The 13,872-nt window shown below is 71.2% G+C and carries 10 protein-coding genes and 1 pseudogene; 6 read left to right on the forward strand and 5 right to left on the reverse strand.

The window, feature by feature from the left end; genetic code table 11:
- Window positions 1–136: 136 nt before the first annotated feature.
- Both B0I28_RS03910 and B0I28_RS03915 read right to left on the reverse strand, forming a co-directional pair.
- Entirely contained in the window at window positions 137–1,363 is a 1,227-nt protein-coding gene (locus B0I28_RS03910; RefSeq protein ID WP_106362464.1) for a right-handed parallel beta-helix repeat-containing protein, read from the reverse strand.
- 103 nt (window positions 1,364–1,466) lie between these two features.
- Window positions 1,467–2,981 carry a helix-turn-helix transcriptional regulator gene (locus B0I28_RS03915; protein ID WP_106362465.1) on the reverse strand — a complete coding sequence of 505 codons (1,515 nt, stop codon included), beginning with the start codon at window positions 2,979–2,981 and terminating at the stop codon, window positions 1,467–1,469.
- Window positions 2,982–3,110: 129 nt separating this feature from the next.
- Between B0I28_RS03915 and aceA the strand changes: the two genes are divergently transcribed.
- The 4 genes from aceA (at window position 3,111) to B0I28_RS03935 (ending at window position 8,392) form a co-directional block, all read left to right on the forward strand.
- Window positions 3,111–4,424, forward strand: a complete 1,314-nt coding sequence (gene aceA, locus B0I28_RS03920) for an isocitrate lyase (protein WP_106362466.1) — start codon at window positions 3,111–3,113, stop codon at window positions 4,422–4,424.
- Between the two features lie 74 nt (window positions 4,425–4,498).
- Entirely contained in the window at window positions 4,499–6,109 is a 1,611-nt protein-coding gene (gene aceB / locus B0I28_RS03925) for a malate synthase A (protein ID WP_425433425.1), read from the forward strand.
- A gap of 173 nt (window positions 6,110–6,282) precedes the next feature.
- The gene (locus tag B0I28_RS03930; protein ID WP_181245626.1) at window positions 6,283–7,794 is read left to right on the forward strand and encodes an FAD-dependent monooxygenase; all 1,512 of its coding nucleotides are present in this window, start codon (window positions 6,283–6,285) and stop codon (window positions 7,792–7,794) included.
- A gap of 19 nt (window positions 7,795–7,813) precedes the next feature.
- A complete protein-coding gene (locus tag B0I28_RS03935) occupies window positions 7,814–8,392 on the forward strand; it encodes a TetR/AcrR family transcriptional regulator (protein ID WP_106362469.1) in 579 nt (192 codons plus the stop codon).
- A 5-nt stretch (window positions 8,393–8,397) separates the two neighbouring features.
- Here B0I28_RS03935 and B0I28_RS03940 read toward each other — a convergent pair whose 3' ends face one another.
- Both B0I28_RS03940 and B0I28_RS03945 read right to left on the reverse strand, forming a co-directional pair.
- Window positions 8,398–9,432 (reverse strand): hypothetical protein, encoded by a 1,035-nt coding sequence (locus B0I28_RS03940; RefSeq protein ID WP_219926531.1) that lies wholly within the window; start codon window positions 9,430–9,432, stop codon window positions 8,398–8,400.
- 292 nt (window positions 9,433–9,724) lie between these two features.
- A pseudogene (locus tag B0I28_RS03945) lies at window positions 9,725–10,432 on the reverse strand (FadR/GntR family transcriptional regulator); the annotation flags it as partial.
- A gap of 92 nt (window positions 10,433–10,524) precedes the next feature.
- Here B0I28_RS03945 and B0I28_RS03950 point away from each other — a divergent pair.
- Both B0I28_RS03950 and B0I28_RS03955 read left to right on the forward strand, forming a co-directional pair.
- On the forward strand, window positions 10,525–11,028 hold the full coding sequence (locus B0I28_RS03950; protein ID WP_106362471.1) for a gluconokinase: 504 nt from the start codon (window positions 10,525–10,527) through the stop codon (window positions 11,026–11,028).
- 88 nt (window positions 11,029–11,116) lie between these two features.
- A complete protein-coding gene (locus B0I28_RS03955) occupies window positions 11,117–12,511 on the forward strand; it encodes a GntP family permease (RefSeq protein WP_106362472.1) in 1,395 nt (464 codons plus the stop codon).
- A 72-nt stretch (window positions 12,512–12,583) separates the two neighbouring features.
- On the opposite strand, the gene B0I28_RS03960 is transcribed toward B0I28_RS03955, so the two are convergent.
- On the reverse strand, window positions 12,584–13,774 hold the full coding sequence (locus B0I28_RS03960) for a M20 metallopeptidase family protein (RefSeq protein ID WP_106362473.1): 1,191 nt from the start codon (window positions 13,772–13,774) through the stop codon (window positions 12,584–12,586).
- Window positions 13,775–13,872: the final 98 nt, after the last annotated feature.

Genomic DNA, 13,872 nt, shown 5'->3' on the forward strand with positions numbered 1-13,872 from the left:
TGATTGCAAAGACGTCGATGCCGTGGTGGCCCCGGTGGGCGGCAGTGTGTGACGGGACAGCGGGGCAGGTCGGCGGGGTGGGGGACCAGGGTGGAGGCGCCGGGCCGGGCCGCGTCCGCGGCCCGGCCCCCTGGGGCTAGGCGAACGTCGCGCCTAGGTTCGGGTAGTTCTTCGGGACGAGGAAGTTCGTCGAGGCGATCGAGCCGTCGGCGGCCCGCGCGCCGGTGACGACGGCGGCGCTGGTGTTCGCGAGGTCCGCGTCGACCCAGCTCGACTTGATGTTCCACGAGTTGCCCGAGCCGGTCGAGGAGCCGAGGGCCACCGGCGTCGCGTTGTTCACCGCGAGGTTCGCGGTGAGCGTCGAGGTCGAGGAGTCGAAGTCGAAGCCGGTCTTGCCGTTCTTCCACGCCGTGGAGCGGCTGATCTGGAGCGAGCCGGGGTTGCCGTTGTCGGTGAAGCCGTGCGCGGAGTTCTTCCACGCCATGGAGTTCACCACGACGTGGTTCGCGGGCGGGTCGACGTCGCCGCCGCCCAGCTTGAAGCCGTTGCCGTCGCCGGAGTAGTTCGGCAGGTTCCAGTAGTTGTAGCCGTTGCCCCAGGCGGCGGTGTCCTCGATGCGGATGGGCGAGAGGAACTCCCACGCGTCGAAGCCGTCGTCGGCGTTGTTCCACAGGCGCGCGCCGATCACCTTGTTGCCGGTGCCCGAGCCCTCCTTGATCGCGAGGCCGTCGGCGCTCTCGCCGTTCTTGCGCGGGTCGCGGTTGCCGTACGAGTCGAGGTTGAGGATCGTGTTGTTCGCCGAGGCGCCCTGGATGTGGAGGCCCGACTCGTAGTTGTCGCGGGTGACGAGGCGGTCGTAGACGTTGCCGCTGGCGTCGAGCGCGAAGATCGCGTACGGGCCGTGGACGATCTCCAGGCGCTCGAAGCGCCAGAAGTCGCCTTCGACGTGGAGCGCGCCGCGGTCGGCGCGGGGGATCGAGGAGTCGACGGCGCCGGGCGTGTACGGCATGTTCTCGCCGTCGATGACGACTTTCTCGGTGCCGTAGGCGCGCATGGTGATCGGGGCACCGGCGGTGCCGTTGGAGTTGACCTGGATGTTGGTGCTCGGCGCGTAGGTGCCGCCGCGGATCTGGATGACGGTGCCGGGCACGGCCTTGTCGACCGCGGCCTGGATGGTCTTGAGCGGCGCGGCGACGGTGCCCGCGTTGGCGTCGTTCCCGTTGACGGCCACGGTGATCGTGGTGGTCTGGGCGGAGGCGGCGGAGGTCGAAGCGAACGCGGAGGCGGTGCCGGCCGCGACGGCGACGACCGCTGCGATGGCGAACACCGCCTTCCGGAGTCGGCCCGAATGCTGGTGGGTCATGTGAGGGTGACTTTCTCGCTGGTGCCGGGTACGAGATCGGGAAGGCGCTTGCCGTCCCGAATGCCACGGTAACCACTTTCATCGAAGAAAGTCAATATATGGGTCAGGGTCGGGAGTGCCTTTCGAGGAACTGGTAGACCTCGGTCTCGTCGACGCCTGGGAAGGAGCCCAGGGGCATCGCCGCGAGTTGGGAGCTGGCGGCGCGGGCGGTGGGCCAGACCTGGCCGGCCCAGGTCTTGGCGAGGTTGCGGGGCGGGTTGCGGCAGCAGTCGGGGTCGGGGCAGCGGGAGACCGAGCGGGCCTTGGTCTCCTTGCCGCGGAACCACTTCGCCGACTCGTAGGGGACGCCGATCGACAGCGAGAACAGCCCGTCGGCGCTGCGCTCGGTCCGGGCCGTGCACCAGTAGGTGCCCGTCGCCGTGTCCGTGTACTGGTTGAAGGCGTTGAACTTGTCGGGCACGTCGAACACCTGGCGGCTCGTCCAGTACCGGCAGATCGGCTGGCCCTCGATCGCGCCGGTCGGGTCCGCCGGGAACGCCACGTCGTCGTTCTCGTACGCCTTGAAGATGATCCCCGACTTGTGGACCTTCTGGAAGTGCGTGCGAATGCCCAGATGGTGCGTGGCGAGGTTGGTGAACCGGTGCGCCGCCGCCTCGTACGAGACCGCGAAGTTGTCGCGCAGGTCCTCGACCGCGACCTCCTTGTCCGCCATGGCGCTCCGCAGGAACGCCACCGCGCTCGACTCCGGGATCAGCAGCGCCGCGGCCAGGTAGTTCGTGGACACGCGCTGGCCCAGGAACTCCAGGTACGTGCGCGGCACCTCGTGCTCCAGGACGTAGCTCGCGAGGGCCTGGAGCAGGACCGTGCGCGGGTCGTGCGAGCCGGTCCCGACCTGCGTCAGGTAGATCCGCCGGTGCTTGAGGTCGGTGACCGACCGCGTCGAATGCGGCAGGTCGTCCACGTGGTGGAGCGTGAACCGCAGGTGCGCCGCGAGGTCGGCGATCTGGTGCTGCGACAGCGGGCCGCCCGCGTAGTCGACCTTGCCGAGCAGCGTGCGCGCCTCGGCCTCGATGTCGGCGAAGTAGTTGTCCTTGTCGCGCATCCGCCGCCGCAGCTCCGTGTTCGCGCGCCGGGCCTCCTCCGGCGTGGCCGTGTGCAGGTTGACCTGGCGGTCCACTTCCCGGTGCAGGCCCACGAGGGCTTCGAGTGCCTCGGTGGGAATGCGGCTCGACGGCTTCACCGACGGCAGCCCCAGCGACCGGTACTGACTGCTGCGCTGGGCCCGCTCCAGCTCGATCTCCAGCGCCACGCGCCGGTTCGGGGGCTCCGCGCCGAGCAGCTCGTCGGAAGAAACGCCGAACGCCTTCGCGAGCGCCCGCAGCATCGACAGCTTCGGCTCCTTCTTGCCGTTCTCGATGAGCGAGAGCTGCGAGGGCGCGGCGCCGACGGCCGCGCCGAGGTCGTCGAGGCTCATCTCGCGCTGTTTGCGCAGGTGCCGGATCTGCTTGCCGAGGCTGATGAGGTCGACCGAGACGTCGTCGGCGGCCAGTTCGGCGGCCTCGGCGGCGCCCCACGGGCGGTGCGGGGCCTCGGAGGGGCGCGGCGGCAGGTTCGTCATTTCCCCAGTATCGCGAAGAAACGCGAATCTTTCTACCGGGAACCTCTGATGCGTCGTCCCGATCGATGAAAGATTGCTGTTACCTGCAAGTAATGACCGCTGCGGCGGTCCCGACTCTCGGAGCCGACGATGTCCGACAGCAAGCGCGACCCGATCGACACGCAACTCGCCGCCGAACGCCTCGCCATCGAGTGGGCGTCCGACCCCCGCTGGGCCGACACCGCCCGCGACTACACCGCCGCCGACGTCGTGCGCCTCCGCGGCCGCGTCACCGAGGAGCACACCCTCGCCCGCCGCGGTGCGGAGCGCCTCTGGTCCCGGCTCACCGAGGACGCCGCCACCGGCGGGTACACCCACGCGCTCGGCGCGATGACCGGCGGCCAGGCCGTCGAGCAGGTCAAGGCCGGCCTGCACGCGATCTACCTGTCCGGCTGGCAGGTCGCCGCCGACGCGAACCTCGCGGGCCAGACCTACCCCGACCAGTCCCTGTACCCGGCGAACTCCGTCCCGCAGGTGGTGCGCCGCATCAACAACGCGCTCATGCGCGCCGACCAGATCGAGGCCGCCGAAGGCGTCCAGTCCGTGGACGACTGGCTCGTGCCGATCGTCGCCGACGCCGAAGCGGGCTTCGGCGGGCCCCTCAACGCCTTCGAGCTCATGAAGGGCATGATCGCCGCCGGCGCCGCGGGCGTCCACTGGGAGGACCAGCTCGCCTCCGAGAAGAAGTGCGGCCACCTCGGCGGCAAGGTCCTCATCCCCACGGGCCAGCACATCAGGACCCTGAACGCCGCCAGGCTCGCCGCCGACGTCGAAGGCGTCCCCAGCGTCATCGTCGCCCGCACCGACGCCGAGGCCGCCACCCTGCTGACCTCCGATGTGGACGAGCGCGATGCCAGGTTCCTCACCGGCGAGCGCACCGCCGAGGGCTACTACCGCGTCGCGAACGGCATCGAGTCGTGCATCGCCCGCGGCCTCGCCTACGCGCCCTACGCCGACCTGCTGTGGATGGAGACCGGCACGCCCGACCTCGAAGCGGCCCGCACCTTCGCCGAGGCGATCAAGGCCGAGCGCCCCGACCAGATGCTCGCCTACAACTGCTCGCCCTCGTTCAACTGGAAGCGCCACTTGGACGACGACACGATCGCGAAGTTCCAGCGCGAGCTCGGCTCCATGGGGTTCACGTTCCAGTTCATCACCCTCGCCGGGTTCCACGCGCTCAACCACTCCATGTTCGACCTCGCCCACGGCTACGCCCGCGAGGGCATGACCGCCTACGTGGACCTCCAGGAGCGCGAGTTCGCCGCCGAGGAACTCGGGTACACCGCCACGAAGCACCAGCGCGAGGTCGGCACCGGCTACTTCGACCTCGTCACGTCCGCGCTCAACCCGAACTCGGCGACCCTCGCGCTCGCCGGGTCCACCGAGCAGGGGCAGTTCCACTAGCCGTCCGGCGACCAGTCCGTTCGGGCGGGGCCGGAGCCGGTCCCGCCCAACCACATGAGGAGTTACCAGTGGTCATCGATTCCCAGATCCGCACCGACGCGGGCATCACGGTCAACGGGCCCCGCGTCGCGCGCGAGGACGAGGTCCTCACGCCCGAGGCGCTCGACTTCATCGCCGCCCTGCACCGCAAGTTCGCGCCCCGCCGCCAGGAGATCCTCCAGGCCCGGCAGGAGCGGCGCATCCGCATCGCCAACGGCGCCGACCCCGGCTTCCTGCCCGAGACCGCCGACGTGCGCGACGACTTCTCCTGGAGCGTCGCCACCCTCGCCCCCGGCCTGGAGGACCGCCGCGTCGAGATCACGGGCCCCTGCGACCGGAAGATGACGATCAATGCGCTCAACTCGGGCGCGAAATGCTGGATGGCCGACCTGGAGGACTCCTCCACCCCCAACTGGCACAACGTCATCGACTCGCAGGTGAACTTGCGCGATGCCATCGAGCGGCGCATCGACTTCACCTCCGAGCAGGGCAAGGAGTACCGCCTGAAGGGCGAGACCCTGACCGACCTGCCGACGATCATCGTGCGCCCCCGCGGGTGGCACCTCGCCGAACTGCACCTGCGCGTCGACGGCCTGCCCGTCGCCGGGTCCCTCGTGGACTTCGGCCTGTACTTCTTCCACAACGCCCACCGGCTCCTGGAACTGGGCCGCGGCCCCTACTTCTACCTGCCGAAGCTCGAATCGCACCTCGAAGCGCGCCTGTGGAACGACGTGTTCGACACCGCCCAGGACCTCCTCGGCGTCCCGCGCGGCACGATCAGGGCCACCGTCCTCATCGAGACGATCACCGCCGCGTTCGAGATGGAGGAGATCCTCTACGAGCTGCGCCGCCACTCCTCGGGCCTGAACGCCGGGCGCTGGGACTACATCTTCTCGGTCATCAAGAACTTCCGCGAGCGCGGCGCCCGCTTCGTGCTGCCCGACCGCGACCAGGTCACCATGACCGCGCCGTTCATGCGCGCCTACACCGAGCTGCTGGTGCGCACCTGCCACCGCCGCAGCGCCTCCGCGATCGGCGGCATGGCCGCGTTCATCCCCTCCCGCAAGGACCCCGAGGCCAACGCGGTCGCGCTGGAGAAGGTCCGCGCCGACAAGACCCGCGAGGCCGACGACGGCTTCGACGGCTCCTGGGTCGCCCACCCCGACCTCGTGCCCGTCGCGATGGAGGTCTTCGACGAGACCCTCGGCGGGCTGCCGAACCAGATCGACCGGCAGCGCGAGGACGTGGTCCCGAACGCCGCCGCGCTCCTCGACGTCGCCGCCACGCCCGGACAGATCACCGAGGCCGGCATCCGCAAGAACCTCGAAGTGGGCGTGCGCTACATCGAGTCCTGGCTGCGCGGCGTCGGCGCCGCGGCGATCAACAACCTCATGGAGGACGCCGCGACCGCCGAGATCTCGCGCTCGCAGATCTGGCAGTGGATCAACGCCGGAGCCAAGACCGATGACGGCCGCACCGTGACCCGCGACTGGGTCGGCCAGCTCCTCAAGGAGGAGTACGCGTCGCTCCAGCGCTTCGACGGCGACCGCTTCGACGACGCCCTGTCGGTCTTCACCGAGTGCGCGCTGGGCGAGGACTACCCGACGTTCCTCACCCTGCCCGCGTACACCCGGTTCCTCATCTGAGGGCCGACTCCCTCGGCCGACCCCGCATGCTGGCGCGCGGGGTCGGCCGCCCCCCGGGGATCACAAGATATATGTCGGAATCGATGTAAGCGGCCTTCCCGAATTGACAAGTGGGCAACCGCCCACTCATAATGGGCACACGGTCATTATCGGCTGCGAGGAGGGAAGTGCCCATGGAGGATGCAACGGCGACCAAGGTCGTCATCGTCGGCGCCGGACCGGTCGGGCTCACGCTCGCGTGCGACCTCGCCCGCCGCGGAGTGGGAGTGCGGATCATCGACCGCGCCGAGCAGTTCCAGGTCGGGACCAGGGCGCGGGGCGTCCGCGGACGCACCCAGGAGGTCTTCGAGGACCTCGGCGTCCTCGACGAGCTGCGCAAGCACGCGGAAGCGCCGGGCACCTCGCGCTTCTACGACGAGGACGGCAATGTGGTGCGCGACGTCGTCATGTACGATGCCCCGCCCGTCCCCGGCGCGCCCTACCCCGGGAGCCTCATGGCCGGGCAGCAGTTCACCGAAGCCGTACTGCGCGAACGCCTTGCGTCCCACGGGGTCGCAGTGGAGCTCGGCGGCGAGTTCACCGGCTTCAGGCAAGACGGCGACGGCGTCACCGCGGACGTCCGGTTCGCCGGGCGCCGCGAGGAGATCCGGGCCCGGTACCTCGTCGGCTGCGACGGCGCCGGGAGCACCGTGCGCAAGCAGGCCGGGATCAGCTTCCTCGGCGAGACGTGGGAGCGGCAGCGGATGCTGTTCGGGAACCTCACCGTCGACGGGCTCGACGACTCGGTCGCGCACCTGTGGGCCGCGGGCCCCGGCGGGATGCTCAGCCTCGCCCCGATGCCCAAGAGCGGCACGTGGTTCTTCACCGCGCCGCTCCCCTCCGAGGGCGGCGGCGAACCGGTCTCGGTGGAGGCCTTCGCCGGCATCTTCGCCGAACGGGTCGGCCTGCCCGGCGTCAGCTTCCGCGACCCCGTCTACCTCTCGGTCTACCAGGTGAACATCCGCATGGTCGACCGCTACCGCTCCGGCCGCGTGCTCCTCGCCGGGGACGCCGCCCACGTCCACCCGCCCGCCGGAGGCCAGGGCATGAACACCGGTGTCCAGGACGCCTACAACCTCGGCTGGAAGCTCGCCCGCGTCCTGCGCGGCGCCCCCGAGTCCCTCCTCGACACCTACGAGGAAGAACGGATGCCCGTGGCCCGCCACGTGCTCGACACGACCGTCGCCCGCGGCCGCCACTGGGCCGCCGCCGGGGCCGCGCAGGTCGCCGACCGCATGCGCGGCACCTTCGAGGGCAAGGACCCGTTCAGCGACGTCAGCGGCCTCAGCCTCCACTACCGCGGCTCCAGCCTCGCCCGGCAGCTCGACGACGGCATCGGCGTCCGCGCGGGCGACCGCGCCCCCGACGCGCACGGCACCGACACCGGGACCGGCGAGCGGGTGCGGCTCTTCGACCTGTTCCGCGGCACGCACTTCACCCTGCTGCTCTTCGGGTCCCGGCCCGCACCGGTCGCGGGGGAGGACGTCCGCGTCCACCGGATCGCCGGGGACGAGGCGTTCGAGCGCTACGGCGTCAAGGACGGCGGCCTCGTGCTCGTCCGCCCCGACGGCTACATCGCGCTGGCGGGAGGCGCCTGGGACGACCGGTCCGTCGCCGACTACCTTGCACCCCTGGCGGTAGAGTGAGCCGCCTGGAGGAGGACCCATGCCGACCGGTATCGCCATGCACGACGCGCGGGAGCGGCTGCTCGCCGCCGCCGAACGGGTCCTGCTGCGCGACGGCCAGAACGCGCTGACCAGCCGCTCCGTCACGGAGGAGGCCGGAGTTTCGAAAGGTGTGCTGCACCGGCACTTCGCGGACTTCGACGACTTCCTGGCCGAGCTCGTGCGCACCCGCATCGCCTTGGCCGAGAACGAGATCGGCTCGCTCCAGGGCTCGGAACCGCTCGTGGAGAACCTGGCCCAGGCGCTTACTTCCGTGTTCACGCCCGTGAACCTGGGCCTGGTGAAGGCCGTGATCGCCCGCGACGGGCTGCGCTCGCGCCTGCGCGAGACGACCCCGCAAGGGCTCCCGATCCTCAACGAGGCCAGCGCGTCCCTCGCGGCCTACCTCGACGCCGAGCGCCGCGTGGGGCGCCTCAAGCCGGACGCCGATCCGCGCACGCTCGCGATGACCCTCGTCGGGACCGGGCACCTGCTGTTCGCGGGGGAGCTGGGCGGCCTGCCCGACGAGTCCGCGGTGCGGGAGGTCGTCGAGTCGGTCGTCGTGAGCGCCGTCTCCTAAGCGGCTCATTCGTCGTCGCGCAGTAATGCGCGCGCCGCCTCGACCGCGAGTTCCGCCTCGGCCGTGGCGGCCGCGTAGTGGAGGCGCCGCATCGAGCGGATCGCCGAGCGGATCTCCTGGAGGTAGCCGCTCGCGCTGTGCGCCTTGCGGAAGTGCGGTTCGGGGAGCACGGCGGGGTCGAGGCCGACGGTGTCGATCGCGACGCCGTACGGCAGTCCCATGTGGGCGATGGCGTCGCAGTGCTGGAACGCCGTGTACGGCGCGGAGGTCACCACCAGGACGCTGTCGCCGGGGGTGAGGTCGGCGATCTCGTCGGCCCAGAAGCGGCAGGTGTCGACGGTGTCGGCGCGGCGTCGGTCGGGGACGGACGAGGGGGCGGCGACGGCGCGGACGGTCATCCGGCCGGTCTCGTAGGTCGCGACCTTCCACGACCGGCCGGGTTCGCGGTGCGGGTCGCCGCCTTCGGCGATGTGCGGGCGGCCGTCGATGCCGAAGGCGCGCTTGAGGGACGCTTCGATGGCGTCGACTTCGAAGGCGCCGCAGTGGAGTCCGCTGAGGCGCGCGGCCTCCAGGTCGGCGGGGCCGAGCGGCCGGAAGCCGCCGACGCCGGTGACGTGGTCGGCGCGGGTCCCGGCGGCGAGGATCTCGGCGGCGAACCGGGTGCGGAACAGGCAGGAGGCGACGAGGCCGCCGAGGACCAGCACGTGCGTGTAGTGGTCCAGGCGCGGCTTGAGCTCGGCGCCGAGGCCGAGGGCCAGCGCGGCTTCGGTGACGGCGAGCTCCTGCTCGGGGTCGAGCGGCTGCGGCGCGGTCTCGTGGCGTTCGCGTCCGGCCCGGAAGTCCCAGTGGACGGCGGAGAACGCTTCGAGGTAGGCGAGGTCGGTCGCGGTGCCGGTGCCCGGGAGCGCGCCGCCGAAGCGGTGCAGGAGGGCGGCCATGGGCGCGGATTCGACCCAGGCGGCGACGTCGTCGAGGAGCGAGCGGGGGCCGGGGCCCCGGCCGTCGTAGTGCGGCAATCGCACGGGTGCGAACTCGGGCATGGCTAGTCCGATCTGCGGTGGAGTCGCGGCCTTGTGAGCCGTGGTGTCTTTGGGGCTCATGCTAATCGGTTACTGCGTGTACTTCTCTGTTCAGACCAGGCGAAACGCCGTGTCGCGGCCCAAACACGCCGGTGCCGTCAGCGGAGTGGTGCGCGCGCGGCGTGGGGTTGCCGACCGCGCGTGTGGTGGTCCTGGTGTGCGGTGGGCGAACACGGGTGCGCCCCTGTCGCTTGGAAGGCGCTGTCAGGCCTCCCGGGGGTTGCCTCGGGCTCGCTCTGGGTGGAGGCCGGTCGCGTCGTAAGCGGGGGAGCATGGCGGTGCGGACTTCCGCGAGGAGTTCGCGCATGGCGTTCTCGGCGTCCTCGGAGCGGCCGGAGGCGACGGCGGCGGCCACGGCGTCGTGGAGGTCGAGGGCCTCGGGGACGGGCTTGTGGGGCATGAGGCCGAGCTGGGTGCGGCCGCGGAGGACGGCGGCGACGGGGTCGGCGAGGGCGCCGAACATCTCGTTGCCGCTGGCGCGCAGGAGGAGGTCGTGGAATTCGACGTCGCGCTCCATGAACTCGGTGAGCTCGGCGGCCTCGCCGAGGTCGCGGAGGGCCGCGGCGAGTTCGACGACGCGGGCGCGCTGGGGTGCGGTGGCGGCGCGGGCGGCGGCGCCGGCGGCGAGGGGCTCGACGGCGATGCGCATCTCGGTGAGGGTGCGCAGCTGGGCGTTGCGGCCGGGCCCGGCCAGGCGCCACCAGATGACCTTGGGGTCGAAGACGTTCCATTCGGCGATGGGGCGCACGGTGATGCCGACGCGCCGGCGGGAGCGGACCATGCCCATGTTCTCCAGGACCCGCATGGCCTCGCGGGCGACGGTGCGGGAGACGCCGAAGCGCTCCTGGATCCAGTCGAGGGTGAGCACGCGGCCGTCGGGGAGCTCGCCGGAGGCGATCTCCAGCCCGAGCTTGTCGAGCACGGGATCGTGGAGGCCCAGGGGGTTTCGCGTGTCGCCCATGCCGGAATCCTATCCGGGGCCGGGTTGCGCCGCGGTACGAATGGTGTTACCTTTCCGTCTGAAAAGTATTACCTTTCAAGGAGGAGGGGTCCATGTCCGCGACCTGCCTGGTCGTCATGGGGGTGTCGGGCTCGGGGAAGAGCACCGTCGCCGAGCTGCTCGCCGACCGGCTCGGCTGGCCCTTCACCGAGGGCGACGAGCTCCACCCCGCGGCCAACATCGCGAAAATGAGCGCCGGGATCCCCCTGACGGACGCGGACCGCGAGCCGTGGCTGCGGATCATCCGCGACCGCATCAGCGCCGCAGCCTCCCAGGGCCGCTCGACCGTCGTCACCTGCTCCGCCCTACGCCGCGCCTACCGCGACATCCTCCGCGAGGCCGACGCCCGCGTCCGCTTCGTCCACCTCGACGGCTCCCGCGAGCTCATCGGCGAGCGCCTCGCCCACCGCGGCGGCCACTTCATGCCCCCGAGCCTCCTCGACTCCCAGTTCGCCGCGCTCGAACCGCTCGGCCCCGGCGAGGACGGCCTCGTCGTGAACGTCGCCGACACCCCGGCCGACATCGCCGACCAGGTCCTCGCCTTCCTCGAACACTGACCCGGCCCCTCCGACCCCGGTCCCCTCGACCCCCGTCCCCTCCCCTTTTCCTCCCGATTCCCCCGCAATGCAAAGGAGCTTGCACCCCATGGAAATGGACTGGACCCAGACCCTCGGAGCGGGACCGCTCCTGGGGATAGCCGCAGGGGCCGTGGCCCTGCTGCTCGTCCTCATCATCTGGCTGCGCGTACACGCGTTCCTCGCCCTGGTCACCGTCTCGGTGCTCACCGCGTTCGCCACCGGCATCCCCGCCGATCAGCTCATCCCCGTGATCTCCTCGGGCTTCGGCACCACGCTCGCGAGCGTGGCGCTCCTGGTCGGCCTCGGCGCGATGCTCGGGCGCCTCGTCGAGGTCTCCGGCGGCGCGAAAGCCCTGACCGACATGCTCATCGCGAAGTTCGGAGAGGACCGCGCGCCGCTCGCCCTGGGCGTCGCGTCGCTGATCTTCGGCTTCCCGATCTTCTTCGACGCCGGGCTCGTCGTCATGCTGCCCATCATCTTCGCGGTCGCGCGCCGCCTCGGCGGCGGCGTCCTCAAGTACGCCCTCCCCGCCGCGGGCGCGTTCTCCGTGATGCACATCTACGTGCCGCCGCACCCCGGCCCGGTCGCCGCCTCGTCGCTGCTCGGCGCCGACGTCGGCCTCGTCGTGGCGCTCGGCCTGCTCGTCGCGATCCCCACCTGGTACCTGACGAGCTACCTGTACGGCCTGTGGGTCGGCAGGCGGATCGAGCTGCCCGTGCCCGACGTGCTCTCCGGCGGCCCGCAGGTCGAGGACGCCGAGAACCCGCCGCGCGCCCGCACCGTGATCCTCCTGCTGCTGCTCCCGCTGGTGATGATCTTCTTCGACACCGGCCTGAACACCGCCGGGTCCGCGGGCTGGGTCGACTCGGAGGCCTCCTGGTTCAGCATCGCCCGCGCGCTCGGCTCCACGCCGATCGCCCTGCTCGTCACCGTGTTCGTCGCGTCCTACGTCCTCGGCGAGCGCCGCGGCCGCACCCGCGCCTGGGTCGAGGACCTCCTCAACAACGCCCTCGGCCCGGTCTGCGCGATCATCCTCATCACCGGCGCGGGCGGCATGTTCGGCGGCGTGCTGCGCACCAGCGGCATCGGCGACGCGCTCTCCGACGCGCTCTCGGGGATCGGCCTGCCGGTCATCGTGGCGGGCTTCGTGATCGCCACCGCCCTGCGCATCGCCCAAGGGTCGGCGACCGTGGCCCTGACGGCCGCGGCCGGGCTCGTCCAGCCCGTCGTCGGCGCGGGGGACTACAACGCCGTGCAGCTCGCCGCGATCGTCCTCGCGCTCGCCGCGGGCTCGGTCATGGCCAGCCACGTCAACGACTCCGGGTTCTGGCTCGTCGGCCGGTTCCTCGGCATGGACGTCAAGACCACCCTGAAGACCTGGACGGTCATGGAGACCACGATCGGCCTCCTGGGCTTCGGCCTCGCGTGCGCGGTCTACGGGATCGCCACGCTCGCAGGCTGACAGCTCGCAAGCTGATTCACTGAGGGAGCGAGGGGAGGCGGGCCGCGGCCCGCCTCCCCTCCATTTCGTCTTCTAACCGCGGTTCATGCGGCGCACGGCCAGCTCCGCGAGGAGCGCCGCGCCGTCGGCCAGCACCGAGTCGTCGAACGCCGCGCGCGGCGAGTGGTTCGACGCCGCGTCCGCCGGGTCCTCCTTCACGGTGGCGCCGTAGAACATGTAGCTCCCCGGCACCGCCTCCAGCACGCGCGAGAAGTCCTCCGAGCCCATGACCGGGTCGGGCATCTCCACGTACCGGTCCTCGCCGAACAGGTCCTTCGCGGTCTCGGCGACGAACGCCGCCTCGTCCGCGTCGTTGACCGTCGCCGGGTACTCGCGCTCGAACCGCACGTCGGCGGTGAGCCCGTGCGCGGTCGCGATGTCCTCGGCGAGCTTCACCGACTCCTTCTCGACCTGCGCGAGCGCCTCCTCCGAGAACGTGCGCACCGTCGCCGCGAACTTCGCGTTGTCGGGGATGATGTTGTGCCGGGTCCCGGCGTTGAACGTCCCCACGGTGATCACGATCGGGTCCCACACGTTGAACCGGCGCGTCACCAGCGCCTGGAGCGCCGTGATGATCTCGGCGGCCACCGGGATCGGGTCGAGCGTCGTGTTCGGGCGCGACCCGTGCCCGCCCTTGCCGATCACGTTCACGAACAGCCCCGAGGACGCGGCCATCATCGGCCCCGGCTTCGTGGTGAACACCCCGCGCGGCACCGTGTCGGAGATGACGTGCAGCCCGTACGCCGCGTCGACCTTCCGGCCCGCCGCCTCCAGCACGCCCTCGGCGATCATGTGCCCGGCGCCGTCCCAGCCCTCCTCGCCCGGCTGGAACATGAACACCACGTCCCCGGCCAGCTCGGCCTGGTGCGCGGACAAGAGCTTCGCGGCGCCCACGAGCCCGGCCGTGTGCAGGTCGTGCCCGCACGCGTGCATGGTCCCGACGTGCTTCGACACCCATTCGGCGGGGTTCTCCTCGGTCACCGGCAGCGCGTCCATGTCGCCGCGCAGCAGCACCGCCGGGCCCGGCTTCCCGCCGCGCAGCACCGCGGTCACCGCGGTCGACGACTCGCCGAGCGTGATTTCGAGGGGCAGGCCCTCCAGGGCGGCGAGCACGGCCGCCTGCGTCTTGGGCAGGTCGAGTCCGATCTCGGGGATCTGGTGGAGTTCGCGCCGCAGCGCGATCAGCTCGCCCTCGATGGCGGCGGCCTCTTCCCGGAAGTCCATGTGCGCTCCTGGCGTATTGGGTTCTCGTCTGCTAGCCGGGCGGTCAGTTCGCCTGGTGGACGCAATACTGCCACGTCCGCCCCGAACGTGAAAGGGCG

The organism is Glycomyces artemisiae, from assembly GCF_003002955.1.
In the GTDB taxonomy this organism is placed as follows: Bacteria; Actinomycetota; Actinomycetes; order Mycobacteriales; family Micromonosporaceae; genus Glycomyces; species Glycomyces artemisiae.